The organism is Duganella lactea, from assembly GCF_009857505.1.
GTDB lineage: Bacteria > Pseudomonadota > Gammaproteobacteria > Burkholderiales > Burkholderiaceae_D > Rugamonas > Rugamonas lactea.
This window is the reverse complement of record NZ_WWCP01000022.1, coordinates 1-24,562: the sequence shown is the minus strand read 5'-3', so window position 1 is coordinate 24,562 and position 24,562 is coordinate 1. Positions and strand designations below refer to the sequence as shown.

Below are 24,562 nucleotides of genomic sequence, written 5' to 3'. Positions count from 1 at the left end.
CGTTATTCAGTTTATTCTATTTAAAAATAGCCAGTTGTCCCCGATGATTGCCGCACAACAGTCACAACAATCATGGAGACAATATGCAACGCACCTTATTGGCGCTCTGTTTTAGCCTGTGTTCCGCGCATGCGGCGGACGAGCCGATCCGCATCGGCGTGATCACTTCCCTCAGCGGCCCGGCCGCGCAAAGCGGCGAGCAAATGAAAGCCGGCATCGACACGTGGATGCGGATGAACGGCGGCAAGGCCGCCGGCAGGAAGCTGGAAGTGATCTACAAGGATGACACCGGTCCGCAGCCGGAAGTGGCCAAGCGGCTGGCGACTGAGTTGGTCGGCCGCGACAAGGTCGATATCCTGGCTGGCTTCGTATTCACGCCGAATGCCATCGCGGCCGCCGGCGTCAGCGAGCGCGCCAAAAAGCCGATGATCGTCACCGGCGCCGCCGCCTCCGCGATGACCTCACGTTCGCCATATTTGACGCGCACTTCCTATACCATCGCCCAATCCGTGCAACCGCTGGCGCAATGGGCCTACAAGACCGGATCGCGCCGGGTGTTCTCGGTGGTCGCCGACTATGCGCCGGGGCATGACGCTGACATGTGGTTCACCAGCAGCTTCAAAGCTGCGGGCGGTGCCGTGATCGATTCGGTCAAAGTCCCGTTGGCCACGCTGGATTTCAGTGCCTACCTGCAGCGCATCAAGGATGCCAGGCCGGATGCCATCCATGTGTTCCTGCCAAACGGCCAGCCGATGGTCGCCTTCATGAAAGCATATCGCGAGAAGGGGCTCGATAGGGCGGGCATCCGTTTCCTCGGCGGCGAAGGCTGGGCCGATGAAGACGTACTGAAGGCGGCGGGCGAGACGATGGCAGGCATCTACACCGCCGGCTACTACTCCTACTTCCAGTCCGGCCCGGGCAACGCAGCCTTCACCGGGGCGTTTGCGAAGACGGTGAACAACCGCTTTAAACCGAATTTCCAAGCCGCCTCTGCTTACGACGGCATGGCGCTGATCGCTGCCACCCTGGCCAAGACGGGCGGCAAGGTTGATGGGCCTACGTTTATCGCTGCGGCCAAAGGCTACAGCGCCGCCAGCCCGCGCGGCACGGTGATGATCGACGCCCGGACTGGCGACATTGTCCAGACCATTTATATCCGCCGCATCGACAAGCTGGCCAACGGCTCCTATGGCGCCGTCGAGATTGGCCGCTATGACGCGGTCAAGGACCCAACCAAGTAAAGGAGAAAAGTATGTTCCCATTGAATCAGTGGTACGTCGCGGGCTTTACCTGGGAATTGCAGGGCCAGCCGCTCGCACGCAAGCTGTTGAACTACCCGATCGTCATGTTCCGCACCGAGGATGGCGGCGTGGCCGCACTGGAGGATCGCTGCTGCCACCGCGCCGTCCCACTGTCCTGTGGCACGCTGGAGGGCAGTGGCATCCGTTGTGGCTACCATGGCTTGCTGTTTGGCGCGGCAGGGCAGTGCCTTGAAATTCCCGGCCAGCTCAAAATTCCTGGCAAGGCCAAGGTGCGGGCGTTCCCGGCCCAGATCCGCAACGACGTAATCTGGATCTGGTTTGGCGCCGAGCAGGGGGGCGCGCCATCCGTTGCGCCGCCGGCTATTCCGGCACACGAGAATCCACGCTATACCTGGAAGGGCGGTGTGTTCCACTACGATGCGCCTTACCAGCTGATCCATGACAACCTGCTGGACCTCAGCCATGTCGGCTACCTGCACGGCCGCACCATCGGCGGCAACGCCAAAGTCCACATGGAAGCGCCGACCACGGTATCCGGAGAAGGCGACCATGTGCGCGTGGTGCGCCACATGCCGGGATCGCTGCCGCCGGCCACTTACAGCGCCGCCTGGCCGTTCAAGGGCAAGATCGACCGCTGGCAGGAAATCGACTTTCACCTGACGCACCTGCAGATTTTCACCGGCGCCGTCGATGCGGGGACGGATTCGCTGGCGAATCCCGAGCGCGAAGGCTTCCACATGCGCGGCTTCCACGGCATCACGCCGGAAACCGACACGACCTCGCACTATTTCTGGACCATGGCCAGCTCCGCCCATCCAGATCAACCGGACAATGCGGAAACGGTGTATCAGCAGACCGCGCAAACATTCGAGGAGGACCGTGTGCTGATCGAGGCGCAGTACCGCAATATGTGCCAGTACGGCCCCGGCCCGATGGTGGACATTCATGTGGACAGTGGCCCGAACCGCGCTCGCTGTATCGTGGCGGCCCACATTGCAGCGCAGGCGGGGTAGGCGTATGCAAGTCCGAATTCATGCCATAGCCGACAGTGCCGCCGCGCGCGTCGTTGAGCTACGTGCTGTCGGCGGCGTCCAGTTGCCTTCGTACGAAGCCGGCGCGCATATCGATGTTACGCTGGGAAATGGCCAGGTGCGTCAATATTCCCTGTGCTGCCGCCAGCCGGGCGGCGACGGCTATCGCATCGCCGTGAAGCGCGAGCCGCAATCGCGCGGCGGTTCGGCCTGGCTGCATGACGAGGCGAAAGTAGGGATGACCCTGCAGATCTCCACGCCGCGCAATGCCTTCGCCCTCGCTCCCGAGGCCGGCATGCACCTGCTGTTTGCCGGTGGGATCGGCATCACGCCTATCTTGTCGATGGCGTATGCGTTGCAGCGGCGCGACCAGCCATTCCAGCTGTACTATTTTGTGCGCGACGCGGCCTCTGTGGCCTTCGCCGCCGAGCTGCAAACCTGCCCGCTGGCCGGACGGGTGCAGGTGCTGGCCGGCCAGAGCCCCGAGCAGACGGAAGCGAGTATCCGGACGTACCTTGCAACGTATCCGGCGGCGGGAACCCACGTGTACGTCTGTGGTCCGGCGCCGTTCATGCAGGCGGTAGCGGCCGAGGCCAGCCTGCGAGTTGGACCTGCCGCGGTGCATCAGGAATCGTTCGGCGCTCCGCTTGCCCATGCCGATGGCGATACGCCGTTCACGCTGACTTTGCAGCGCTCCGGGTTGCAGGTGCCGGTGCCGGCTGGCCGCACGGCGCTGGCCTGCCTGCAAGAGGCCGGCGTGGCGCTGGATTGCTCGTGCGAGGTCGGTGTGTGCGGAACCTGCCGCACGGCGGTGCTGGACGGCGTGCCGCTGCATTGCGACTCGATTCTCAGCGACGCCGAGCGGCAGGCCAACAACTGCTTCATGCCGTGCGTGTCGCGTTCAAAGACGCCGGTATTGGTGGTCGATCTGTAACCCGCGGCGCCGGTTACTCCTGGCGGGCAGCGGCGGCGCGCTGCAGCCGCTGCATGGCCTCCTTGGTACTCATGCTGTCCTGATCGCGTTTGGCGCTGCTGCTGAAGTCGCGCTGGGCCTGGCAGTGGCGTCGCTGTCGGGGTGGGGTGGGGCTGGCGAACAGGATCGACATAATGGTTCCTTTAATCTGATAGATAAGGAGCTTACTGTGGCGGTGCCGCAGATCTGTTCGCGGTCTCAGGAAACGCGCGCGGATGACGCCACGAGCCTGCCAGACATCCGCGAGCCGTTCAGAAATGTCTTCGCTCAAACGCTGCTGTCCGCAAACCACAGGATAGCTATTAAAATCTGGGGCAGGGCGGCAGTCCCGCCAACAAGCTGCCGCATACATACTGGAGCGTCGTTGTGAAAAAATTAATTGCAAGCATGGCCGCGATCGGCCTGATCGCATCGGGCGCCGTAGTGGCCCATGAAAGTCCGGCAAAGTACGGCGACATCGTCAAGTCGGCCAGCGACCTGTCGGTCGAGCTGTCCAACAGCGATGGCAAGACTGCCCTGTACATGCGCGATCACGACGAGGACGTCGCGATGGGCGGCGCCACCGGCGCGCTGACGGGCCTGGCCGCGATTAACTTTCCTGACAGCAAAACGCTGAGCTTGCGTTTCGCGGTACGGTAAAGCTAGCCATGCACCAGGGAGTTTTGTTTGCGTTGCTGGCGGCGGCCAGTTTTGGCGCCAGCACGCCGGTCGCCAAGATGCTGCTGGGGAGCATGCCGCCGTTCACGCTGGCGGCGTTGCTCTACCTTGGCAGCGGCGGCGGGCTCGCGCTGTGCCTGCTGGCCAGGCGTCTGTCGCGCCGCGCGCGGGTGGCGCAGGCCGGCCTGACGCGCCGCGATCTGCCGTGGCTGGCCGGCGCCGTGTTGTTCGGCGGCGTGGCCGGGCCGGTGTTTCTGATGTATGGACTTGCCAGAACGACGGGCTCGACAGCATCGCTGCTGCTGAACCTGGAAGCGGTGCTGACGGCGGCGCTGGCATGGTGCGTGTTCGGCGAAAGCGCTGACCGGCGCCTGGTCTTGGGGATGACGTTGATCGTTGCTGGCGGTGCTGTCCTCGGCTGGCATGCTGGCGCGGCCCAGGGCGACACTTTGGGAGCGATGTTTATCGCACTCGCATGCTTGTCATGGGCGATCGACAACAACCTTACCCGCAACGTCTCTGGCAGCGACGCCATGCAGATAGCAACCATCAAAGGGCTTGCGGCCGGCACCGTGAGCGCCCTGTTGGCGTTGGCGCTTGGTCAGCAATTGCCTGCCTTCGCGGTCGCGTTGGGGGCGGGCGTGCTTGGTTTTGTTGGCTATGGTCTCAGCCTCGTCTGCTTCGTCCTGGCCCTGCGCCATCTTGGTACAGCCCGAACCGGCGCTTATTTCTCGACGGCGCCTTTTGTCGGCGCGGCACTGTCCCTGCTTGTGCTTCAGGAAGCGCCTGACGCGCTGTTCTGGGTGGCGTGCGCGCTGATGGCCGCCGGCGTCTGGCTGCACCTCTCGGAGCGTCATGCCCATGAGCATACGCATGAGGTGCTAACGCATAGCCACCAGCATCGCCATGATGAGCACCACCAGCATCAGCATGACTTCGAATGGGATGGCAAGGAGCCTCATGTCCATCCGCATCATCACCAGGCGATGACGCACGCCCATGCGCATTGGCCGGATCTCCATCACCGGCACCGCCACCAGTGATTTAGGGCGACGTATCGAACATCGAACTGCGCCAACGCGCTGCTGAAACCGCATTACGCGACTTTCGACAGGGAAGCGCTGGCGCGTGGCTATGCGGCCCACCTGCGGGCCCCGGTCCGATGCGAATGATCATGAAAGATCTTCTTGCTTCTGCTAAGCGTCTTTTCGCCACCGCAATGAACGGTGGGGCGACCTGGGCGTCGAACCTGGCCGTCCGCCGCAGTAAACTCGAACGGGCCAGTAGGGATGGCCGATGAGTATGTTGGGCAATTGCACCGAAACACGTCGACCACGGCGCAGGCGGTAAGTTCATGGTCAACTGGGACATTTTGTCTCAATGTATGGATATTGCTTTGAAGTAGTATGCTTCAGACGGTGTGGCACCCATATTCTTGAAGTTAATAGCCTGGAAATACACAAAATGGTGGACTGGATCCCTATAGTTTTCGTTACGTTCAAGTTTCTCGTGCTCGGCACGGGCATGTTCTTCGCCATCAAATGGCACTACGATCAAGGCAAGAAGGGGGAGCGGCGTGCGGTACTGCGCGCCGGTGGCAAGGTGGCCGCAATCTTCGTAGTATCGCTCCTGGCTCTGGGGCTCGTCACCTTCCTCGTGATCAGCATGCTCGGGATGGACTTGACCTTTCCATGAGGGCAACGAAGCCTCGGCCGCACCTCCCATCCCCACGCCTCACGATGGCGGCCTTGTCACCGCTCTAGGCGCAGTAAGGGAGGGGGCTCAATGAGGAGAAGGACACCATTATTTTGACCGGCAGACATGACGTCACCATGTAGTGGTCAATAGCGCACCTGTGAGCTTACATAAAGGCGTGAAGGCTTAGGTCGATAATGCCCTGGGACTGCAATTCGTTTGCAAGGGTCTTCCGATCCTGAACAGGCATCACGCCGCAAACAGTGTGTCTGAGCGCAGATGCCTTCGTTAACGTGCATCTTGAGCAGTCTAGATGACGTTAGGTTTACGAGCATTAGCATCAGCATCGACGGCGATAAGAATTCCGAGCTTGCACGGCGAATGCGGCAACCGCTACAAGCTTAAGCTGGAAAGCGAGCCGCCGCATCGCATGCCTGGCTGACGCCAGCCTGGCGGACGACCGGTAGACGCACCTGCGCACCTTGGTTCACCACGCCAGGCCGACTCGTACTGGAGATTTAATCCGACGCTGGCAACAGCTCGAACGCCAGCAACTGCGTCACCTGGTCATCACTGAAGTTATCGTCCGATACTAGCACCAGGCTGCGATGCCCGTTGGGCAGCAGCGGTCCCCAGCTCATGCCTTCCAGGTTGTCCACCTTGTTCAGCCCAGCTGAGTCAAAGTTCAGCAACAGCTGCTTACGCAGCGGCTGGTAATCCACGCCTGTCAGGGCGGGATAGCCACCAACGTTGGTGGCGCCATCCAGCTCCACCATGTACAGGCGGATGTGGAAGGTGAAATGGCCGGCCGCATCCTGCACACCGGACCGTTCCAGCACCAGCAAGTGGTACGTATCGAACACCAGGATTTCGGACACGCCGTTGTCGCCGAAATGCCCCGCCGCTGGCACGCCTTGCACGCGATCCACCGGATAGGCGTATTGCGCGAGTACCTTGCCGCTGCGAGCAAACTGGGTAAGGCGGCTTACGGCGCCATGTTCCTGCGTTGCCACCGGACCGTCCTGATAAAGCGGCGCCTCCATTCCCAACCACAGCGACTGCCCGTCCGGCGCAAACGACAATCCTTCAACACTGAGGTTGTTGCGCGGGCCGCGCTGGTGCCCAGGATCGTCCTTGAACAAGTCAGGCATCGGCAACGCAACCCGGTAGCTGCCATCCGCAGCCGCCCGTCGCACAAAAGGCGACAGGCCCAAGCTGCCGCTGCCTTCGCTGGCATACCAGATGCTTCCATCCTGCGGATCGACGCGCACCGCCTCGATATCCGCCACCTCGCCCTGCTGGGCGGGATAGGTGCTACCGTCGGCCTGGCGGAACAGATGCACCGCCTCCAACTTGATCGCCCGGAACTGCGTCGCATCATAGTCCAGGCGCGCCGTGTAGAACCGCGCCGGACTGAATTCCGAGCGGTCGTCGCTGGCCATCACCCAGGTGTCGGAGCGTGCATCGTAATCGATGCCCGAAAGGCCGCCCACCACCGTACCGTCAAATACCAGCCGGTGCGGAATGCGCTGCTCGCCGATCAAGCGTAACCGCGCCTGTTCCGCGCTGGCGGCTGGAATCGCCAGCGACAACAGCGTCGCCGCGATGCCGAAGCAAAACCCTGCTCTCAAAACTTCACCCGCATGGTGGCATAGAAGGTCCGCGGGCTGCCCAGGAAATAACGCCCGGTGGTCAGCGGATTGGAGCTGGTCAGCTCCGCGCCAACGCCGCCCAGATAACGGCGATCAAACAGGTTATCGACATTGACGGCAAACTCCGTGCGGCTGCCGTAGCCAAACGGGCTGCCGTTCGGTTTATAGCTCAAGTTCAGGCCCACCAAAGTGTAAGCCGGCATGTACTGGCGTGGATAGATTGCCGGACCTCCGGTGATGACGGTGTTCGGCACGTCGCCATAAGTGCCGGCCGCCTGGCCCACATAGTGCGCATTGGCCGTCAAGCGCCAGGCTTCCGACGGTTTCCAGGTGGCTTCCGCAAAGGCGCTGCGGCGGGGCGCACCCAGTACCGGATCGTTGGCCTTGATGCCTTCGGCCGGCGTGTCGCCGACATAGTGCGCATCATTGTACGAAGCGTTGGCATACAGCTCGTAGCTAGCGCCGCTGGCGCGCAAGGTCAGCTCCACGCCCCGCGAGCTGATGCCGCCCTGGTTGGCAAAGGTGGTGGTGGCGTCGCGCGAGAAGATGTCGCCATTCGGATTGCCGTTCTGGATTGAGATGCGGTCGCGGTAATCGATCTTGTAGGCGCTCAGCGCCGCGCCATAGCCGTTGTCGCTGGTCCAGCGGACGCCAATGTCCTTGTTGATGGAGGTTTCAGGCTTGATGCCGTTTTTCGAATCGACCGCCGCCGTGCCCTCGAACACCGTGTCGGGAATCGCGCTGAAGTTCTTCGAACCGCTGGCGAACACCTCCCAGTCGTCGTTCACGCGATACAGCGCCGCCAGTTTGGGCAGCAGCCGCGAACTGACTTCCAGCGTCCGCACGCCGTTGAACTCCACCGCCGACGAATAGTCCTCCTTGAAGCGCTGATATGTGGCGCCGAGGTCCAGTTGCAGGCGGCTGTCCATCAGGCTGACCTTGTCCTGGGCATACGCCATCGCCGTGTTGGACGAATAGTGACGGTCCTGCGTGACCGAATATAGCGCGCTGTCCTTGAAGGCACCGCTCACGGTTGGATCGGTGACGGCGAACCAGTTGCGATCCTTGTCGCGTGTGGTCCGTTCCACCCAGCCGCCGACGCGGAGGTGCTGGTACTCGCCCAGCATGCCGGAAGCTTCCGCGAGCGCGCCCTTGCGATCGATGGCGTTGTCGCTGCGGCGCGTGCTGGCTTCGCGCGCGCCCCACTGCGCGACGGGATTCATCGCATACTTTGCCGCCGCCGGGCAGCCGGCAGTGGCTAGTGACGCGCTGCTGGAACCTGATGGATAGCTGATCGCACTGACCGGAATCAGGGCGCCGCCGGCGGTGCGCTGATACTGGTTCTGGTAGCACTCCTGCACCACGGCGGTTGGCTTGCCGCCTGCCACTACAGGGCTGTAGACCAGGCCATTGCTGGGCAACTGTACGTAAGGCACGTAGAACCAGCCATTGCCATCCTGCTTGTGCCAGTACGGCTTGACTGTCAGCTTGCCGCTGTCGCCGAAACGCTGGGTCCAGTCGATGTGCATCAGCGTGTCTTCGCTGTTGATGCCGCGCGTGCCGCGATAGTTCTGGTCGATGGATGGATTGCCGGTCCAGTGGTCGGTCAGGCCGTCGGTGGTCGGATCGCCGTAAAAGGTGGCCTTATAAAGCTTCGACGATGCGGCCAGCAAGGCCACCGCGTCGTAGTCGTTGTCGCTGAACTTGTTGTAGCTGACGGTGGCGCGCAGGCTGGAACCGTCGCCCAGATCCTGCAGCACGCGCGCGTCGATGTGACGGCGGGTATTACGACCGGATTCATCGCCCGGCCAGGTACGCACGTATTCATGCGAATAATCGAGGTAGGCGCTGGTGCCCGACGCCGACTTGCCGGTATCGATACGCATAAAGCCGCGCTGGTAACCAAAGCTGCCGGTAGACAGTTCCACCTCGCCGCCGCGTTCCTTGGACGGATCGCGGGTTTTGAAATCGATATAACCGCCCAGCGCCTGGTTCGACGGCGTACCCAGGTCACCGGCGGTTTGAGACGCGTCGACGCGTACCAGATTGGCCGGATCGAGCAACCGGTTCGGCATAGTGCCGCCGTTCGACAAGGTCGAACCGTTCGGAATACCGTCGATGGAAATGCCGATCTGCTCCTTGTTAAAACCGCGCATCGAGAGGCGCATCGAAAAACTGCCGGTCAGCGCGTCGCTGGAACTGACCTGCATGCCCGGCACGCGCGCCAGCAGTTTGAGCGGATCGAGACCCGCGGGCTGCTCGGCAATCACCGCCTGGTCGATCACGCTGTTGGCGCGCGCCTCACCCTTGCCCAATACCTGGCCGGTGACCTGCACCACGGTCGCCACGGCCTCCCCAGTTTGCTGCGCTTGCGCCTGCGCACCGCATTGCAGCAGCGCCACCGATCCCGCCGCGATCACCCCCAATTTTGAATACATAAATTCCCCTGTGATGGATAGTCGATGCCCGCGCACCTGTTGATTTCGCCAGTAATACTACAATGGTACGTACCAATATTCAAAGCGAAAAATTATAATACTCATGAAAAATCAAGATTAATCTAACGCAAACATAAAAGGTACGTACCTATGTCATAAAGCTGTCATAATTCACCGGGGCGTAAATCATTTCGCTACAATACGGCCATCACGATCCTCAGCAGGTAAACACAATGCGATCCACCAAGACCAACGTGCCGCTGTACCAGCAACTGGCGGAGACACTCAAGCAGCTGATGGCGTCGGGGAACATCGGCGCCAAGGAACCCATGCCGGCCGAGCGTGAACTGGCGATCACCTACCAGGTCAGCCGCGACACGGTACGCAAGGCGATCCGCCTGCTGGAAGAACAGGGCCTGCTTTACAGCGACCACGGACGCGGCACCTTTGCCGCGCCGGAGTCGGTGCGCCAGATGTCGCGCTTCCTCGACAGCTTCACCGACGACACCCTCAAGCGCGGCGGCGTGCCGGGGCAGACTATCCTCAGCATGGAAAACGTCGCGGCTAACATGGCCATCGCCAGCCTGCTGCACATGCAGCCGGACGAGCCGCTGCTACGCATCAAGCGCGTGCGCCTGATGAACAGCAAGCCTATCGGTTTGCAGGAATCGTTCTTGCGGCTGCCCGAAGGCGCGCAACTGACACAGACAGAGCTGGAACAAGTCGGCTCGCTGTACCGCATCCTGATCGACAAGTTCGGCATCAAGCCATCGGAAAGCCTGGAGAGCGTGGGCGCGGTGGCGGCCCAGGCGGAAGATGTGGCGCTGCTGGGCGTTGCGCTGGGCGCGCCGCTGCTGCTGTGCGAACGCGTGATGCTGTCCGACCGGCGCGAACCGGTCGAATACTGCGAAATGAAGTACGTACCACCTTACCGCTACAAGACCCGCATCAGCAAGGGCAGCGCCGGTTGACGCGGCGCCCAGGCCTCAGCCGATATGGCCGCGCAGCGCCAGGTACAGCACGAACACCGCGTCCAGCCCGAGCACCATGGCGCCCGGCCAGCGGCGCCACGCCAGCAGCATCAGCGTGTAGATGAAGCAGCCCAATGCCAGCGCCACCATCAAGTCGGCGCTGCACGCTGTGACCAGCAACATCAGCAGCGGCGGCAGATAATTCTCCGGCGTGCTGGTATCGAGTTCGCGTAGGCCGTCGAGCATGCACAGGCCCACCATCACCAACACCGGCGCGGTGGCGCAGGTGGGAATCGCCGTCAGCAAAGGGCCGCACAACAGCGCGATGCCAAACAGCGCGGCCACCACAACGCCGCTCAACCCGGTGCGCGCGCCGGCTTCCACACCGGCCACCGATTCAACGTAGGCCGTGACGGTCGACGTGCCGGCAGCCGCGCCTATCACGCTGCCCAGTGCATCGGCCGCGAAGGCGGCCCGCGCGCGCGGCAGGTCGCCGTTCGGTTGCAGCAGGCCGGCGCCGCGGATCACGCCGAACATGGTGGCGGTGCCGGCGAAAAATTCGATTAGCAGAAAATACAGTGTCACCGGCAGCAGCAGCATGAAGTGCGAGGCAAAGCCACGGAAGTCCAGTGCGAACAACAACTGACCAGTAAACACCGGCAGGCCGATCCAGCTGGACGGCAGCGTCGTCAGCGGGCGGCCATCGGCGCCGGTAACGAACACGCCCAGTGCACTCACCGCCAGCATCGTCAGCAGAAAGGCGCCGGGCACGCGCCGCACCATCAGCATGGCGGTCAGCAGGATGCCGCCCAGCGTCAGCCACGCGCCGCCGTCATGCAGGCGCGAAAAGCCCACCAGCGAACCGGCATCCGCCACCAATAGACCACCGCTACGCAAACCCAGCCAGGCGATGAATACGCCGATCGAACATTGCATGCCCAGCTTCACCGGCTCCGGAAACGCGGCGACAATGCGCGCGCGCCATTGGGTCAGCGACAGCGCCAGGAACACCAGGGCGTTCAGCTGCACCATCGCCAGACCGATCTGCCATGGCACCCCCATCTGCCCCACCAGCACCTGGGCAAACACGATGTTGGTGCCCATGCCTGGCGCCAGCGCGATCGGCAGGTTGGCCCACAAGGCCATCACCAGCGTGGCCGCCATCGCAGAGACGATGGTGGCAAGGAACAGGCCATTGCGGTCCATGCCGGCCGCGGACAATATCAGCGGATTGACCACCAGGATGTAGCTCATGGCGGCAAAGGTAGTGCCGCCGGCAACCGCCTCGCGCGCCGGCGTGGTGCCACGCGCGCTGAGCTGGAAATAGCGGTCGGCCCATTCAACAAAATGCATGCGGCTTCCTTGTATGTGAGGTTCAGGGGCGTTGCAGAAGTGCCGCCACTTGCGCCCGCGTCGGCAGCGCTGAGCGCGCGCCGGTGGCGGTAACGGCGATGCTGCCGGCCGCACAGGCGAAACGCAGCGTGTCTTCCAAAGGTTGTCCTTCCAGCAGCGCGGCGAGGAAAGCGCCGTTGAAGCTGTCGCCGGCGCCCGTGCTGTCGACCACTTCGGCGGCAAACGCCGGCTGGGTGATGGCCTGGTCGTGCGTGACCAGCATGGCGCCACGTGCGCCGCAGCTGACGACCAGCGTGCGCGCTCCAAATCCCAGCAGGCTGGCCATGGTCTCTTCCTGCGGCGCGGCGCCGAGGATGGCGTGGAAGGTGGTGTCGTTCATAAAGGCCAGGTCACACAGCGACAACAAGCGGTGCAGATGCGCGCGGTCGGGCACCATCGCCGTCTCGATGTCGATCGCCAGCGGTACGTCGGCGGCGCGCGCCAGCGCGTGCAACTGCTCGAACTCCGGCAAGTTATACGGCATCGAATATAGCAACCGGCTTTGCGCCAGTGCCGCCGAAAACGATTCCGCATGCAGCGTCGGGCCAGGCATCGGCGAATACACCAGCGCCTTCTCACCGCTGGCCTCGATGATGATCAGCGCCGTCGGCGATGTGGCGTCCGGCACCACCCGCAAGTGGCTGGTGACGACGCCGAACCGTTCGTACTCGCGACGCAGAAACTCGCCCTCGCCGTCATCGGCGATGCGCCCATAGGCCAGCGTTGGCCGGCCCAGCAGGCCGGCGGCACAGGCTACGTTGGCCACCGTGCCGCCGGCGTGGGGCGGCAGGCGGCGTCCCAGCACCTTCTGGTCCGCCTGAGGCGCCCGGTCGACCGTGAACAGCAGGTCGATATTCGGATCGCCAAAGGCCAGCAGATCAAACGGACGCCCTTGCGGAAAATGGAGAAAATCACTCATGCGGTCGGTCCCGTGTCGCCGTCAGGGTCAGAAACGGCGGCTGGCCTGGATGCCAAAGATGCGCGGATTGTTATCATTCACGAAACCAGTCAGGTTATTGAAATCAATCCCGCCCACCAGCTGGACGCGATTGGTGATATTGCGGCCGAACAGCGCCACTTCGCTACGATCATTATCCCACTTGTAACCGAGCCGCAAACCGCCTGTCAACAAGGGTTTTCCGACAAACTCCGCCGAACGGTACAAGGTGAAGTTGACCGCGCTGCGGTAGACCCAATCGGTATAGACGTACCACTCGCCGTTGCCGACCGCGTGGCTGTACTTGAGCGAGGTGTTGGCGTTCCAGCGCGGCGCCTGCGGCAGCGGATTGCCGTCGATTCGCACCAGCGTGCTGCCGGCGCCCGTGACGATGGTCGGATTGAGCAGCGTGCAGGCGGCGCAAGCGCCGACCGTCAGCCCGGCATCCCTGATGCGGGTGTAATTGTAGCTGCCGCCGAAGTTCCACAGCAGGTTCTCGGTCAGGTAGGCGTCCAGGTCAAGCTCTGCGCCGCGCCCGGCGCTGCGGTCGGCGTTCAGCAAAATGGCAGAATTGGAAGTGCCACCCACCGCCGTCAGTTGCAGATCCTTGACCGTATAGCGGTAAACACCGAAACTCAGGCGCGCGCGACGATCCAGCAGGTCGGTCTTGAAGCCGGCTTCATAGGAAGTGATGGTTTCCGGCCGCGCCACCGACATCGGATTGAACGATGCCGCCGGCTGGATGGTCGCGCCACGGAAGCCGGTGGCCACGCGCCCATACACATTGGCGGCCTGATTTAACTTATAGACGCCGCTCACGTCCCAGTTGACCTTGGAGACGCCGGTGCTGGTGGCCAGACCCGCCGAGGCGTCGATGTCGGAGCCACCATCCGGCTTGTTGTTCGGCTCCGTGTTCAGATCCTTGTTGTCGCGCGTGTAGCGCAGGCCGGAGCGCAGGTTGAAACGCGGACTGATATCGTAGTTGATGGAGCCGAATACGGCGTAGGCCGCGTTCTTCTGGTGCGAGCGGATGTCCGAGGTGAGTGCGCCCCCGCCCAGCGTGTCATAGCTGTAGCTGTCGATCTGGTATTTCTCGTCGAAGTAGAACAGGCCTGCCTGCCATTTAAACGCCTGCGCCACGTCAGACTCCAGCCGCAGCTCCTGGCTCAGCTGATGGTGACCCTTGGTGCCGTCCGCCGATTCGACCACAAACGGAATCAGTCCCGGTCCCGATGGCGGTGCATACACCGCGCCATAACCGCCATCGACATCGCCACGGCTGTAGACCCGCACCGTCTCGTAGCCGGTCACCGAATGCAGCGTCACATCGCCAAGGTGCCACGTCAGCCGCAGGTTGCCGCCATAGTTGTTCAGGTGCTGGCCATTCTGGCCATCGGTCAATACGCTGCCGACGTCGAAGCCCGGCACCAGCGCATCGCTGCCCTTCTGGATGATATTGGCGCGGAACAGCGAGGCGCTGCCGTTCATGCTGCGCTGGTGCAGATTGACCAGCGCGCTGAAGCCGCCGCCCGGTTGATACAGCACCTGCAAGCGTGCGGCGGTGTCGTTATAGCCGCCATACTGGTCTGACTGGCCGGTGTGCGCGTTGCCGATCCAGTCATCGCGGTGCTGGCTTAGAAGCGAAACGCGCGCGGCCCAGTCGCCGCCAAGCGGTAGATTCACCGCGCCTTCCAGCCCAGCGGTGTTGTGCGTAGCGTCGGACAGGGTCAGGTAGCCGCCGGGCGTTTGCGACGGCCGCACCGAGTCGAACTTGACCACGCCTGCCGGCGTATTCCGGCCGAACAGCGAGCCTTGCGGACCGCGCAGCACTTCGATCTGTTCCAGGTCGAAGGCCGGGAAGCCTTTCAGCACCGCGCTTTCCTGCACCACGTCGTCATAAATCAGTGAAACCGGCTGCGAGGCGTTCTGGTGAAAGTCCACATTGCCGTAGCCGCGCAGATAAAACCGCGGGAAGCCACGGCCGAAGGATGATTCCACCTGCAGGCTTGGCGCCCGCCCCGCCAGCATCTGCATGTCCAATCCGCCGGAGTTGAGCGCCCCCAGCGTGTCGTCGGCGATGATGGTCGCCGACACCGGCACGTTCTTGACATTCTCGGCGCGCCGCTCGGCGCTGACCGTCACCGTTTGCAGCTGGCCCGCTGCCGCCGCTGGCTGCTCTTCCTGTGCCATCGCTGCCGCCACCGCAGTCAAGCCCAGTACCACCACCACGATTTCCCTGTTAGCCATGCTCGTTCTCCCGTCGTTAATTTGGAAGAAATTCTACAGTGGTATGTACCACTGAAATTATAAATTTTCACGTTCAGATAATTCTGTTGCTTTTATGCGTATAAAGTATTGAAATCGAAGTGCAGCCGTGAAACAATGGTACGTACCTTTAAAACTTAAAGCAACCATGACCATACCTTATACCGCCCCCGCCTACATCACCTTCACCGGCGTCGACCGCGCCGACCTGCTGCCCGGCATGCTGGCGCTGTCCGCGCGCTACCCGATTGAATGGGGCGTGCTGCTGGACGCCGCCCAGGAGGGGGCGCCGCTGTTCCCGCTTGCCTCGGTACGTGACGCCCTGCAGGCCGCGCCACTACGCCTGTCCGCCCACATCTGCGGCGGCGCCGCGCAGGCCATCGTTCAGGGTGGCGATCCGGAATTGAACCTGGCCGGGTTCTCGCGGGTCCAGATCAACCATGCGCGCGCCGGCAGCAGCGACAGCGAGATCCGCAACAGCGCCAGCTTCGCCGCGCGCCATGGCGTGCGGTCGGCGCTGCAATGTCAGGGTGAGTTCCCGGCCGACCTGCGGGCCGACTGGCTGTATGACGTTTCGTTTGGCACCGGCGTGCGGCCGACCACCTGGCCTGCCACCCCCGCCGGCCTGCCGTTCTGCGGCTATTCCGGCGGACTGGGACCGGACACCGTGCGCGACATGCTGCCAAAGTTTGCCATCGCCGCCGGCGCCGCCTACTGGATCGACATGGAATCCGGCGTGCGCACCGAAGGCCGCTTCGACCTCGCCAAATGCGAGGCGGTGTGCCGAATTGTTTTTGATGAGTTGCCGCGCATTGCCGCTTAAACTGGCCAGCGATTTTTCCCAACCTTGACCCGGAGACGAATATGCGGCGACTTCTCATCGTGGCGATCAGCGTGATGGCGCTTTGCGGTGGACAGTGCAGCATGGCGGCCTCGCCGCCGACGAAGATCATCATCGACAGCGACTTCGGCACGCTAAACGATGACGGACAGCTGCTGGTCATCGCCGCGCAATTGCAGGCACAGGGACGCGTCGATATACTGGGATTGACGCTGGTCTCCGGTAACAAGTGGCTGCGGCAGGAGGCCGTCGAAGCGTTGAAATCTGTCGAGCGGCTGGGCATTGCGCAGCGGGTCGGCGTGTACGCCGGGGCTAACTACCCGCTGTCGCACGATCTGGCCACCGTGCGCGCCGAGCAACAGATGCATCCGGACGGCGACGGCTACCTGGGCGCCTGGAGCCGCCCGGAGCCGCGCTCCGACGCAGATCTGGTGGCTCCGCCCGACGGTTATGCCAGCCATACGACGTTGCGCGAACAAAGCGCCGCCGAATTCATCGCCGACAGCATTCGCCGCCATCCCGGCGAAGTCACGATTCTCGCCATCGGGCCGCTGACCAACATCGCACTGGCGGTACGGCGGCATCCAGATATCGTTCCGATGATCGGGCAAATCATCTACATGGGCGGCGCTTTCAATGTGGCGGGCAACACCACTGCGGTGGCGGAGTTCAACTGGTGGTTCGATCCGGAGGCCGCACGCGAGGTGCTTGCGTTGCCGGTGCGGCATGTGATCTTCCCGCTTGACGTTACCGACACCGTCAAGATCGACAAGCAGGTATATGACCGCGTGGTATATGGCGCCGCACGCGACGGCATCATCGCGCGGCTGTTCAAGCAGCTCAACGGTTACGGATATGACGGCAAAAACGGCTTCGAAACCAATCCGGCGTACAGTACCGACGTGTGGGATACGCTGACGCTTGCCTATCTGCTCGACCCAGGATATGCCACGCGCACCGTACGGCGCTGGGTTGAGATCGAAACCAGTGTCGGCATCACCAATGGACGCTCGATCGGCCACGCCACCGCGCAACCGGGGCTGCAACCAGCAACCATCGTGGAGCGTTTCGACAATCGCCGCTTCTTCGACTTCTATGTCGACGGCCTGACCGCCGCCGTGCCGGTGGAGGACAAATGAGCCGCGACACGCGGGCATCGCTTCTGGCGCTGGTCAAGGGCATGCCCAAGGCTGAACTGCACATCCACATCGAAGGCTCGCTCGAACCGGAACTGATCTTCGCACTGGCCCAACGCAACGGAGTAACGCTGCCATATGATTCGGTCGAACAACTGCGGCATGCCTACGCCTTCAACGACCTGCAATCCTTCCTGGACATTTACTACGCCGGCACCAGCGTGCTGTTGACCGAGCAGGATTTCTACGACATGACGTGGGCCTACCTGCAACGCGCGCACACGGACAATATCCGCCACACTGAATTGTTCTTCGACCCGCAATCGCATCTGTCGCGCGGCGTGGATTTTGCAGCCGTCATTGGCGGTATCGACCGCGCGCTGGGCGACGCCACCGCTGAATGGGGCATGACCAGCGGCTTGATCATGTGCTTCCTGCGTCACCTGTGCGAAGAGGATGCCTTTGCGACGCTGGAACAGGCCATGCCCTACCTGCCAGCCATCGTCGGCGTCGGTCTTGATTCATCAGAGCTCGATCATCCACCGGAAAAATTTGTACGCGTCTTCGCGCGTTGTCGCGAACTCGGTCTGCGGCTGGTGGCCCATGCCGGCGAAGAAGGACCGCCGGCCTACATCCGCGACGCCCTCGACCTGCTGCACGTGGCTCGCATCGACCACGGCGTGCGCTGTCTCGAAGATCCGGCGCTGGTTGAACTGCTGCGCGTGCGCCAGGTACCGCTGACGGTATGCCCTCAGTCCAACGTCAAACTGAAAGTGTTCCCGCGGATGGCGCAGCACAATCTGCGCGCGCTGCTGGACGCCGGGTTGATGGTGACGATCAACTCCGACGACCCAGCCTATTTCGGTGGCTACCTGAACGAGAATTTCACGGAAATCTTCACGGCGCTGCCGCTCGACCGCGACGATGCCCTGCGGCTGGCCTGCAACAGCTTCGAAGCGGCTTTTGTGGACGACGCCACCAAGGCCGCATACCGCGAACAGTTGTACGCCTACTTCGGCCGCGCCGTTCCGGTCTAGTTAACGTGCCGCTCAGTTGCGGCCAACTCCAGACTCGAAGGGCAGCGGTCGCAGCGAAAAGGCACAAGATCTCACCGATTGCGGATCCGGTTAAATGAAATATTCATACTGACAGGCGGCGCAAGTTTGGCTTGATGCGATTGCAACGCTGGACGTAAAAACTTTGCTGAAACAGTCGCGACATACGGGTATCACCTCAACAAAGTAAGCTGGTTTTGCGAAACCGTGCGGCGCGTCACACTAAAGTGGAGCCGTCAGTCAAGACACTCAGCCGCTTAATTTAAGCCGTGCTGTTTCCACTTCCGCGGCCGCCCGGCGCTGTCGAACGCGAAGTATTGCGCCGGTCACACCGTCAGCTCGGGCAGGTTGGCGTAGCCCTTCAAATACACGTCTTCGTACTGCACGTTGCGCCACAGGCGCTCCACGAAGATGTTGTCCAATGCCCGTCCGCGCCGTCCATGCTGATCGCCACGCCTTCACGTTTGAGCACGTCGGGTGAAGGCGCTACTGGTAAACGGTGATCCCTGGTCGCTGTTGAACACCTCGGTCTGGCCATGGTGGTGCAAGGCGTATTCCAGACAATCCACGTGGAACGCGGCGACCATGCTGTTGCTGATACGCCAGGGCAGCACTTTGCGGCTGTAGCAGTCGATGATCAGTCGGCATGATTTCGGATCGAGAGTCAGCATATTATCGTCTATGCGAACGACGGCTCTGAAGAGGGATAGCTCGTGGATGCACGACAACCGATGAGCGTGAACGGCGGTTAGGCTAGCTTCGACGAAGGCGTGGACGGTTGATGTGGCCTGGTTTCATGCGCCTGTCATAAACGGTATTTATACTCCCGGCTGTTGAAATGAGAATCAGTGGACGTCCATGGAAGCAATAGCGATCAAGCCCAACGAACAGTCGTTGTCGGCGGCCCATCGTGACGATTTCATGGCGGCGATGTCGCGCATTCTGGCCAGCCGGACGTTTTCCAAGAGCGCGCGTCTGTCCGCGTTCTTGCGGCATGTGTGCATGACGACGGCGGAAGGCAACGAGAAAATGCTGTGCGAGCAGCAGATCGGCATTGCCGTTTTCGGACGCCCGGACCATTACAGCCCGTCGGATGACACCATCGTCCGCAGCAGCGCGCGGCTGCTGCGCCAGCGTCTGCTCACCTACTACGAGGAAGAAGGCTGCAAGGAGCCATTTCGTATCGCCATTCCCCGTGGTTCCTACGTGCCGGTGTTTGCCGCCACGGCTGTGGAAACATCCGCCGCCGCTGCGCCGCCAGAGGAAGCGGTGATCGAGAGCATCGGCCAGACGACGCACGCCATCGATGCGGTCGTACCGCGTGTTGCCGCCTTGCCGCGTCGCTGGTTGGCGCTGTTGTTCGCGGCGCTGGCGCTTGGCGCTGTGCTGGCCTGGCGATTTCTCGGGACTGGTGGGCCGGACGCAGATGCAAGCGCACGTTTCTGGGACAGTATGTTGTCGGCCGACACGGATACTTCGCTGATCGTCGCCGACAATGGACTGGTGATGTACCAAGGTGAGGTGCACCGGCAGGTGGAACTCGCTGATTACACCAGCGGTTTCCCCGCCAACGCCGATTCGCCCGACGGCGCGCAGAGCAGGGCGCAGTATGGATTCAGACGCTATACCGCCATGTCGTCGGTAACACTCGCGGCCGAACTCGGCAAGCGGGCGCATGCCGCGCCGCAGCGTTTTCACGTGCGGTTCGCGCGCGATGTGCAACTGGCCGATCTGAAACATGGCAACAGCATCCTGGTCGGCGTGGAAAATTCCAATCCTTGGTGGGCGCTGTACCGCAAGCAGTTCAATTTCCACATCGACTGGGACCCGGCCTCCGGCGATTACACCGTCCTCAACGATCATCCCCTTGCCGGCGAGCGGCCCTTGTATTCATTCTCGGGGCGCGACCCCGGCCGGCGCGGCTATGCGCTGATCGGACTCAAGCGTAACCTGAGCGGGGACGGCTATACCTTGCTGCTCGGCGGGACCACATCGGCGGGCACCGATGCGGCCATCGAGTTCCTGATGAATCCGACATCGATGGCGCCGCTGATGCGCCAGGTGGCGCGGCCGAACGGCGCCATCGCCGAATTCGAGGTGCTGCTGCAATGCGTGCTGCAAGCCAACGGCAGTACCGATATCCAGCTGCTGGGCCTGCGCGTCAAACCCTCCTGATACGAGCGATTTTCCTCGCCGTTTCACCGTGATTTTTCACTGTGAAACGCTGCAGCGCGGCGTTTTTCCCACCTACACTTCTCGGCGATCAATGATTCCGGCCACGTCGGCCGGAACGCTCATCGAGCTACGCCCACTACCTGGATTGGAGAACCTGACCATGCAATACGCCGTTTCGAACCGCCGCTGGCTGATGACATCATCGGTGGTCGCCTTGAGTTTTGTGCTGGATGCCCACGCGCAGGAAAACCGGGACACCCCGGACGCGGACGCGCCCACCGCCGTGGTGCATGTTACCGGCATCAAGCGCGCCTACCTGAAGGCGATTGAAAGCAAACTGGATCGCACCGGCATTGCCGATGTTGTCAGCGCGAATGAAGTCCAGGGCTTGCCGGACAACACCATCGTCGAGGCGCTGCGCCGGGTGCCGGGCTTGTCCGTCCTGCCGACGCTGGACAACGAACACCCGCGCGACGAGGCGGCCACGCCGGTGTTGCGCGGCCTCGGCGCGGCGTATAACAATGTCACCATCGATGGCTCGCCGCTGGCATCGCCGGGCACGCCAAACGGTAATCTGGGCTCGATCGGCCGTGGCGTGCGGCTGGACCTGCTGCCGTCGTCGATGATCAGCGAGATGGTGGTATCGAAAACCTTCGCCGCCTACCAGGAGCCGAACGCCATTGGCGGCGCGATCGACCTGCGCACCCGCAGCGCGTTTGAACGCAACGGCAAGCCGTTTTTCACCGTGGAAGGTTCCGGCGGCGGCGCCAGTGACACGTCGCGGCCGCGCAAGCAGGACCGCGTCGGCGAGCGCCTGATCGGCACCGGCAGTTTCACCTTTGGACCGGACCAGCGCTACGGCGCGGTGATCTCGGCCAACTACCAGCAACTGGCCACCAGCACCGATACCCACATGACCACCGACACGGTGTTCGAAAATTTCTACGACAGCAAGGGCAACCGCCTCAGCGGGAACAATCTCGGCAACGGCTACGCCGTGCCGCAACAGGACAAATACTGGTACGTCCAGGATGACCGCACGCGCCTCGGTTTGACGGTGAAACTCGAAGCCAAGCCGAACGATCAAGTCTATGCTTTTCTGACCACCGACTATTACCGCTTCCGCGACCTCATGCAGCGCAATGAAAACATCATCGATCCCCGCAACACCACTGTGGTGTACAACCAGACCGCGACGTCCGGCTACTATCCCGGCGGGGACGTGGAGGTGGGCTTTTCCCAGCAGGAAATGACCAGCGCCACCAAGCTGCTGCAAAGCGGCGTGGACTGGAAACTGGCGGACGATGAAACGCTGGGGCTGCGCGCCAACGTGTCGCGCGCCACCTACCGCGAACCGATACAGATGTTCAAGTACGCCACCAATACGGCGTACAGCGCGCCCGGCACCGGCGGCGCCACGCCGGTCGCGACGCCCGAGTATGCGTTCAACTACGACAGCAGCGGCCTGAATCATTCATTCAACGTTTCACCGGCCGCCTACAACAATCTGCCCAACTACAAGCTGCTGTACTACCGCGACAACTACGTCCGTTCGGCCACCGACACCATCGGCAATCTGCGCGCCGATTACCGTCTCAACCTGGATCGTCCGGGCCTGGGCTTTGGCGCCGGCGCATCCTACACGCTGGACCGGCCGAGCTACAACATTTTCCGCAACGACCAGGAGCCGAACACCAGCCAGCCCGCGCTGACCCTGGCCGGCGTTACCGGTCCCGGTGCGCCGCTGATGTACAACCAGAGCGGACTCCAGCTGATCACCATCGATCCGCAGGCGGCCATGGCGCAGATCGCCGCGCTGCGTGCGGCGGGGGGCTTGAATACCACCAATCAAACCGCGTTCAGCAACCAGGATAATTTTGAGCATGTGGAGCACACCGTCGGCGCCTACGCCCAGCTCAGCTACAACACCGAACGCTGGAAAACCCTGTTCGGTCTGCGCGAGGACAGTACCCGGCAGGAGACCAACGGCCGCGCGCTGGTGGCGGGCAACTGGAGCGCCTTGCCGACCAGTTCCCGTTACAACTTCCTGCTGCCGTCGATGCAGCTGACGTACCAGGCCGCGCCGGAGTTTGACGTGCGCGGCGCCGCCAGCCAGACCATCGGCCGTCCCACCTACGATTCCTATGCGGCGCGCACCTCGATCAGCTTCACCAATGTGAACGATGCCGGCAATCCGAATGCGCAAGGGGTGACGGTCACGGTGGGCAATCCGGACATCAAGCCGCGGCTGTCGACCAATACCGACCTGGCAGTGGATTACCGCTTGCCCAAGGCGGCCAACGGCTTGCTGTCGATGGCGGTGTTCAACAAGGATATCCGCGACGAGATTTTTAATCAGTCATCGCTGGGCTACACCTATCAGGGCGTGAGCTATGCCAACGCCGTGGTGTCGAAACCGGCCAACGCCTCCGAGGCGTCGATCAAAGGCGTGGAGTTCAGTGCCGTGGTCAATTCGCTGAGCTGGATTCATCCGGTGTTGGCCGACGTGGGCTTCAGCGCCAACTGGAGTCTGCTGGATGGCAAGATGGCGGTGCGCAAGGCCGATGGCAGCCAGCGTCAGCTGGACCGGCTGGTGGGGCAGCCCGACCAGACCCGCAACCTGACGGTATTCTATGCAAGCAAAGGTCTGGAACTGCGGGCCGCCTACAATTACCAGGGCCAGGCGCTGCGTTCGATCGTGCCGGATATCGCCTGGCAGGACCTGTACTGGGCGCCGCGCTCGCAGGTGGATCTGCAAGCGAGCTACAAGCTGGCGCCGACATTGACGCTGTTCGGCCAGGTGCAGAACCTGCACCACAGCCGCATGACCAGCTATACCGGTCCGGCCAAGAACCTGCTGAAGGATACCTATTCGGTGCCGATGGTGGCCTGGATCGGCTTGCGTTACACGCCTGATTTCTAACCTGGGAGTACAGTCATGATGACTTTTAAATCCGCTGTTTCCAGGCTGTTGCTGCTTGGGCTCTCCCTGTTCGCTTTGGCGCCGGCGCTGGCGGCATCGCGCGTGGAACTGATCCGGCAAAAGCTGGATGACCCGTCCGCCGGCATCTTCATCGCCGCGCATCGCGGTTGTCACAACGCCTCGCCGCGTCTGGCGCTGGCGGAGGCGCCGGAAAATTCGCGGTCCGCGCTGGAGCATTGCGTACTGCTCGGCGTCGACATGATGGAACTCGATGTGCGCCGTGCGGCGGACGGCACGCTGGTCGTCATCCACGACGCCACCGTGGACCGCACCACCAACGGCCATGGCAAGGTTGCCGAGATGACGCTGGCGCAATTGAAAGGTCTGCGGCTGCGGCAAAACTTCGGCGGCAAAATGTCGCCGGAGCTCGGCACCGAAACGGTATCGACCTTGGCGGAAATGCTGGACGCCGCCAAGGGCCGCATCATGCTCAACCTGGACATCAAGGAGGATATCTATGCGCAGACCATCGCCGAGGCGCGTTCCCATGACATGATCAGGTATGTGCTGGTGAAGAGCTTTGTCGACCAGCAGACGGTGGAGCCGGTGTCTGACCGCCCGATGTTTGCGGACGTTCCCTACATGCCGATCGTCGGCCCTTGGCGTGACAGCAGCCAGTCGGATGCGCCCGCGCAGATCGTGACGCGTCAGCTGGCGGCGGTGCACCGGCCCGCCGGGGTAGAGCTGGTGTTCTTGCCGCCGGCGCAATTCCAGGCTTTGCGGGGATTGGTTGTAAAGGCCGGCGTCCGGCTGTGGGCCAATAGTTTGACATCCGTCGGGGTCATCAGCGTGATCGGCATGGGCGGCGATCTTGAGGCGCTGCGCACCTCCGGCAAGACGTGGGGCGCGCTGTTTGCGGCGGGAATCGACACCATCCAAACCGACGAGCCCGGCCCTCTGCTGGATTATCTGGAACGCGAGGGCATCAAGCATTAAGCCACCTTCGGGATGACGCACCCGGGGGCAAATAGTGGGGACCTCGAATTACTGCTGATTTGAACTGATGTGCTGAGAAAACGCCGGCTGTGGACGGATTCGCACGGCGGCTTCAGACCTTTTGGCACTTGTCTTGCTGTCCAGAACCACCTTTTTCGTGGTC

The 24,562-nt window shown here is 62.4% G+C and carries 19 protein-coding genes and 1 pseudogene; 13 read left to right on the top strand and 7 right to left on the bottom strand.

The window, feature by feature from the left end:
• Window positions 1–83: 83 nt before the first annotated feature.
• From GTP44_RS17115 to GTP44_RS17105, 3 genes are all read left to right on the top strand, one after another.
• The gene (locus tag GTP44_RS17115) at window positions 84–1,241 is read left to right on the top strand and encodes an ABC transporter substrate-binding protein (RefSeq protein WP_161020403.1); all 1,158 of its coding nucleotides are present in this window, start codon (window positions 84–86) and stop codon (window positions 1,239–1,241) included.
• Between the two features lie 11 nt (window positions 1,242–1,252).
• On the top strand, window positions 1,253–2,275 hold the full coding sequence (locus GTP44_RS17110) for a Rieske 2Fe-2S domain-containing protein (protein WP_161020402.1): 1,023 nt from the start codon (window positions 1,253–1,255) through the stop codon (window positions 2,273–2,275).
• Between the two features lie 82 nt (window positions 2,276–2,357).
• A complete protein-coding gene (locus GTP44_RS17105; protein WP_161020401.1) occupies window positions 2,358–3,227 on the top strand; it encodes a PDR/VanB family oxidoreductase in 870 nt (289 codons plus the stop codon).
• Between the two features lie 13 nt (window positions 3,228–3,240).
• Here the strand turns inward: GTP44_RS17105 and GTP44_RS17100 are convergent, their stop codons facing one another.
• Window positions 3,241–3,537, bottom strand: coding sequence for a hypothetical protein (locus GTP44_RS17100; RefSeq protein ID WP_161020400.1), 297 nt, complete (start codon window positions 3,535–3,537; stop codon window positions 3,241–3,243).
• A 95-nt stretch (window positions 3,538–3,632) separates the two neighbouring features.
• Here GTP44_RS17100 and GTP44_RS17095 point away from each other — a divergent pair, with 95 nt between their 5' ends.
• The 3 genes from GTP44_RS17095 (at window position 3,633) to GTP44_RS17085 (ending at window position 5,618) form a co-directional block, all read left to right on the top strand.
• On the top strand, window positions 3,633–3,905 hold the full coding sequence (locus tag GTP44_RS17095) for a hypothetical protein (protein WP_371867244.1): 273 nt from the start codon (window positions 3,633–3,635) through the stop codon (window positions 3,903–3,905).
• 8 nt (window positions 3,906–3,913) lie between these two features.
• Window positions 3,914–4,966, top strand: coding sequence for a DMT family transporter (locus tag GTP44_RS17090; protein ID WP_161020399.1), 1,053 nt, complete (start codon window positions 3,914–3,916; stop codon window positions 4,964–4,966).
• A 421-nt stretch (window positions 4,967–5,387) separates the two neighbouring features.
• A complete protein-coding gene (locus GTP44_RS17085; protein ID WP_161020398.1) occupies window positions 5,388–5,618 on the top strand; it encodes a hypothetical protein in 231 nt (76 codons plus the stop codon).
• Between the two features lie 518 nt (window positions 5,619–6,136).
• Here the strand turns inward: GTP44_RS17085 and GTP44_RS17080 are convergent.
• On the bottom strand, window positions 6,137–7,249 hold the full coding sequence (locus GTP44_RS17080) for an esterase-like activity of phytase family protein (RefSeq protein ID WP_161020397.1): 1,113 nt from the start codon (window positions 7,247–7,249) through the stop codon (window positions 6,137–6,139).
• Window positions 7,246–9,708: a TonB-dependent receptor domain-containing protein gene (locus GTP44_RS17075; protein WP_161020396.1), complete on the bottom strand. Its 2,463-nt coding sequence runs from the start codon at window positions 9,706–9,708 to the stop codon at window positions 7,246–7,248. The genes GTP44_RS17080 and GTP44_RS17075 overlap by 4 nt, the downstream gene beginning before the upstream one ends.
• Window positions 9,709–9,941: 233 nt before the next feature.
• Here GTP44_RS17075 and GTP44_RS17070 point away from each other — a divergent pair, with 233 nt between their 5' ends.
• Window positions 9,942–10,679, top strand: a complete 738-nt coding sequence (locus GTP44_RS17070) for a GntR family transcriptional regulator (protein WP_161020395.1) — start codon at window positions 9,942–9,944, stop codon at window positions 10,677–10,679.
• A 15-nt stretch (window positions 10,680–10,694) separates the two neighbouring features.
• Here GTP44_RS17070 and GTP44_RS17065 read toward each other — a convergent pair whose 3' ends face one another.
• The 3 genes from GTP44_RS17065 to GTP44_RS17055 are packed head-to-tail and all read right to left on the bottom strand — an operon-like array spanning window position 10,695 to window position 15,255.
• Window positions 10,695–12,032, bottom strand: a complete 1,338-nt coding sequence (locus GTP44_RS17065) for an NCS2 family permease (protein ID WP_161020394.1) — start codon at window positions 12,030–12,032, stop codon at window positions 10,695–10,697.
• Window positions 12,033–12,054: 22 nt separating this feature from the next.
• Window positions 12,055–12,990 carry a carbohydrate kinase family protein gene (locus tag GTP44_RS17060; RefSeq protein ID WP_161020393.1) on the bottom strand — a complete coding sequence of 312 codons (936 nt, stop codon included), beginning with the start codon at window positions 12,988–12,990 and terminating at the stop codon, window positions 12,055–12,057.
• A 27-nt stretch (window positions 12,991–13,017) separates the two neighbouring features.
• Entirely contained in the window at window positions 13,018–15,255 is a 2,238-nt protein-coding gene (locus GTP44_RS17055) for a TonB-dependent receptor (protein WP_161020392.1), read from the bottom strand.
• A gap of 166 nt (window positions 15,256–15,421) precedes the next feature.
• On the opposite strand from GTP44_RS17055, the gene GTP44_RS17050 reads away from it, so the two are divergent.
• The 3 genes from GTP44_RS17050 to GTP44_RS17040 are packed head-to-tail and all read left to right on the top strand — an operon-like array spanning window position 15,422 to window position 18,287.
• Window positions 15,422–16,096 (top strand): beta/alpha barrel domain-containing protein, encoded by a 675-nt coding sequence (locus GTP44_RS17050; RefSeq protein ID WP_161020391.1) that lies wholly within the window; start codon window positions 15,422–15,424, stop codon window positions 16,094–16,096.
• A 41-nt stretch (window positions 16,097–16,137) separates the two neighbouring features.
• Window positions 16,138–17,253 (top strand): nucleoside hydrolase, encoded by a 1,116-nt coding sequence (locus GTP44_RS17045; RefSeq protein WP_161020390.1) that lies wholly within the window; start codon window positions 16,138–16,140, stop codon window positions 17,251–17,253.
• Window positions 17,250–18,287, top strand: coding sequence for an adenosine deaminase (locus tag GTP44_RS17040; RefSeq protein WP_161020389.1), 1,038 nt, complete (start codon window positions 17,250–17,252; stop codon window positions 18,285–18,287). The genes GTP44_RS17045 and GTP44_RS17040 overlap by 4 nt, the downstream gene beginning before the upstream one ends.
• Window positions 18,288–18,634: 347 nt before the next feature.
• On the opposite strand, the pseudogene GTP44_RS17035 reads toward GTP44_RS17040, so the two are convergent.
• A pseudogene (locus tag GTP44_RS17035) lies at window positions 18,635–18,943 on the bottom strand (transposase); the annotation flags it as partial.
• A gap of 220 nt (window positions 18,944–19,163) precedes the next feature.
• Here GTP44_RS17035 and GTP44_RS17030 point away from each other — a divergent pair.
• From GTP44_RS17030 to GTP44_RS17020, 3 genes are all read left to right on the top strand, one after another.
• Window positions 19,164–20,480, top strand: a complete 1,317-nt coding sequence (locus tag GTP44_RS17030; protein WP_160988809.1) for a hypothetical protein — start codon at window positions 19,164–19,166, stop codon at window positions 20,478–20,480.
• Window positions 20,481–20,640: 160 nt separating this feature from the next.
• Complete coding sequence (locus GTP44_RS17025; protein WP_202424122.1) at window positions 20,641–23,403, top strand: TonB-dependent receptor; 2,763 nt, start codon at window positions 20,641–20,643, stop codon at window positions 23,401–23,403.
• A 15-nt stretch (window positions 23,404–23,418) separates the two neighbouring features.
• Window positions 23,419–24,399: a glycerophosphodiester phosphodiesterase family protein gene (locus GTP44_RS17020; RefSeq protein ID WP_161020388.1), complete on the top strand. Its 981-nt coding sequence runs from the start codon at window positions 23,419–23,421 to the stop codon at window positions 24,397–24,399.
• Window positions 24,400–24,562: the final 163 nt, after the last annotated feature.

What these genes read in the sequence shown, in the direction of transcription:
- GTP44_RS17115 (WP_161020403.1), top strand. Translation starts at nt 84, where the DNA reads ATGCAACGCACCTTATTGGCGCTCTGTTTTAGCCTGTGTTCCGCGCAT.
- GTP44_RS17110 (WP_161020402.1), top strand. Translation starts at nt 1,253, where the DNA reads ATGTTCCCATTGAATCAGTGGTACGTCGCGGGCTTTACCTGGGAATTG.
- GTP44_RS17090 (WP_161020399.1), top strand. Translation starts at nt 3,914, where the DNA reads ATGCACCAGGGAGTTTTGTTTGCGTTGCTGGCGGCGGCCAGTTTTGGC.
- GTP44_RS17085 (WP_161020398.1), top strand. Translation starts at nt 5,388, where the DNA reads ATGGTGGACTGGATCCCTATAGTTTTCGTTACGTTCAAGTTTCTCGTG.
- GTP44_RS17075 (WP_161020396.1), bottom strand. Translation starts at nt 9,708, where the DNA reads ATGTATTCAAAATTGGGGGTGATCGCGGCGGGATCGGTGGCGCTGCTG.
- GTP44_RS17070 (WP_161020395.1), top strand. Translation starts at nt 9,942, where the DNA reads ATGCGATCCACCAAGACCAACGTGCCGCTGTACCAGCAACTGGCGGAG.
- GTP44_RS17065 (WP_161020394.1), bottom strand. Translation starts at nt 12,032, where the DNA reads ATGCATTTTGTTGAATGGGCCGACCGCTATTTCCAGCTCAGCGCGCGT.
- GTP44_RS17060 (WP_161020393.1), bottom strand. Translation starts at nt 12,990, where the DNA reads ATGAGTGATTTTCTCCATTTTCCGCAAGGGCGTCCGTTTGATCTGCTG.
- GTP44_RS17055 (WP_161020392.1), bottom strand. Translation starts at nt 15,255, where the DNA reads ATGGCTAACAGGGAAATCGTGGTGGTGGTACTGGGCTTGACTGCGGTG.
- GTP44_RS17050 (WP_161020391.1), top strand. Translation starts at nt 15,422, where the DNA reads ATGACCATACCTTATACCGCCCCCGCCTACATCACCTTCACCGGCGTC.
- GTP44_RS17045 (WP_161020390.1), top strand. Translation starts at nt 16,138, where the DNA reads ATGCGGCGACTTCTCATCGTGGCGATCAGCGTGATGGCGCTTTGCGGT.
- GTP44_RS17040 (WP_161020389.1), top strand. Translation starts at nt 17,250, where the DNA reads ATGAGCCGCGACACGCGGGCATCGCTTCTGGCGCTGGTCAAGGGCATG.
- GTP44_RS17030 (WP_160988809.1), top strand. Translation starts at nt 19,164, where the DNA reads ATGGAAGCAATAGCGATCAAGCCCAACGAACAGTCGTTGTCGGCGGCC.
- GTP44_RS17025 (WP_202424122.1), top strand. Translation starts at nt 20,641, where the DNA reads ATGCAATACGCCGTTTCGAACCGCCGCTGGCTGATGACATCATCGGTG.
- GTP44_RS17020 (WP_161020388.1), top strand. Translation starts at nt 23,419, where the DNA reads ATGATGACTTTTAAATCCGCTGTTTCCAGGCTGTTGCTGCTTGGGCTC.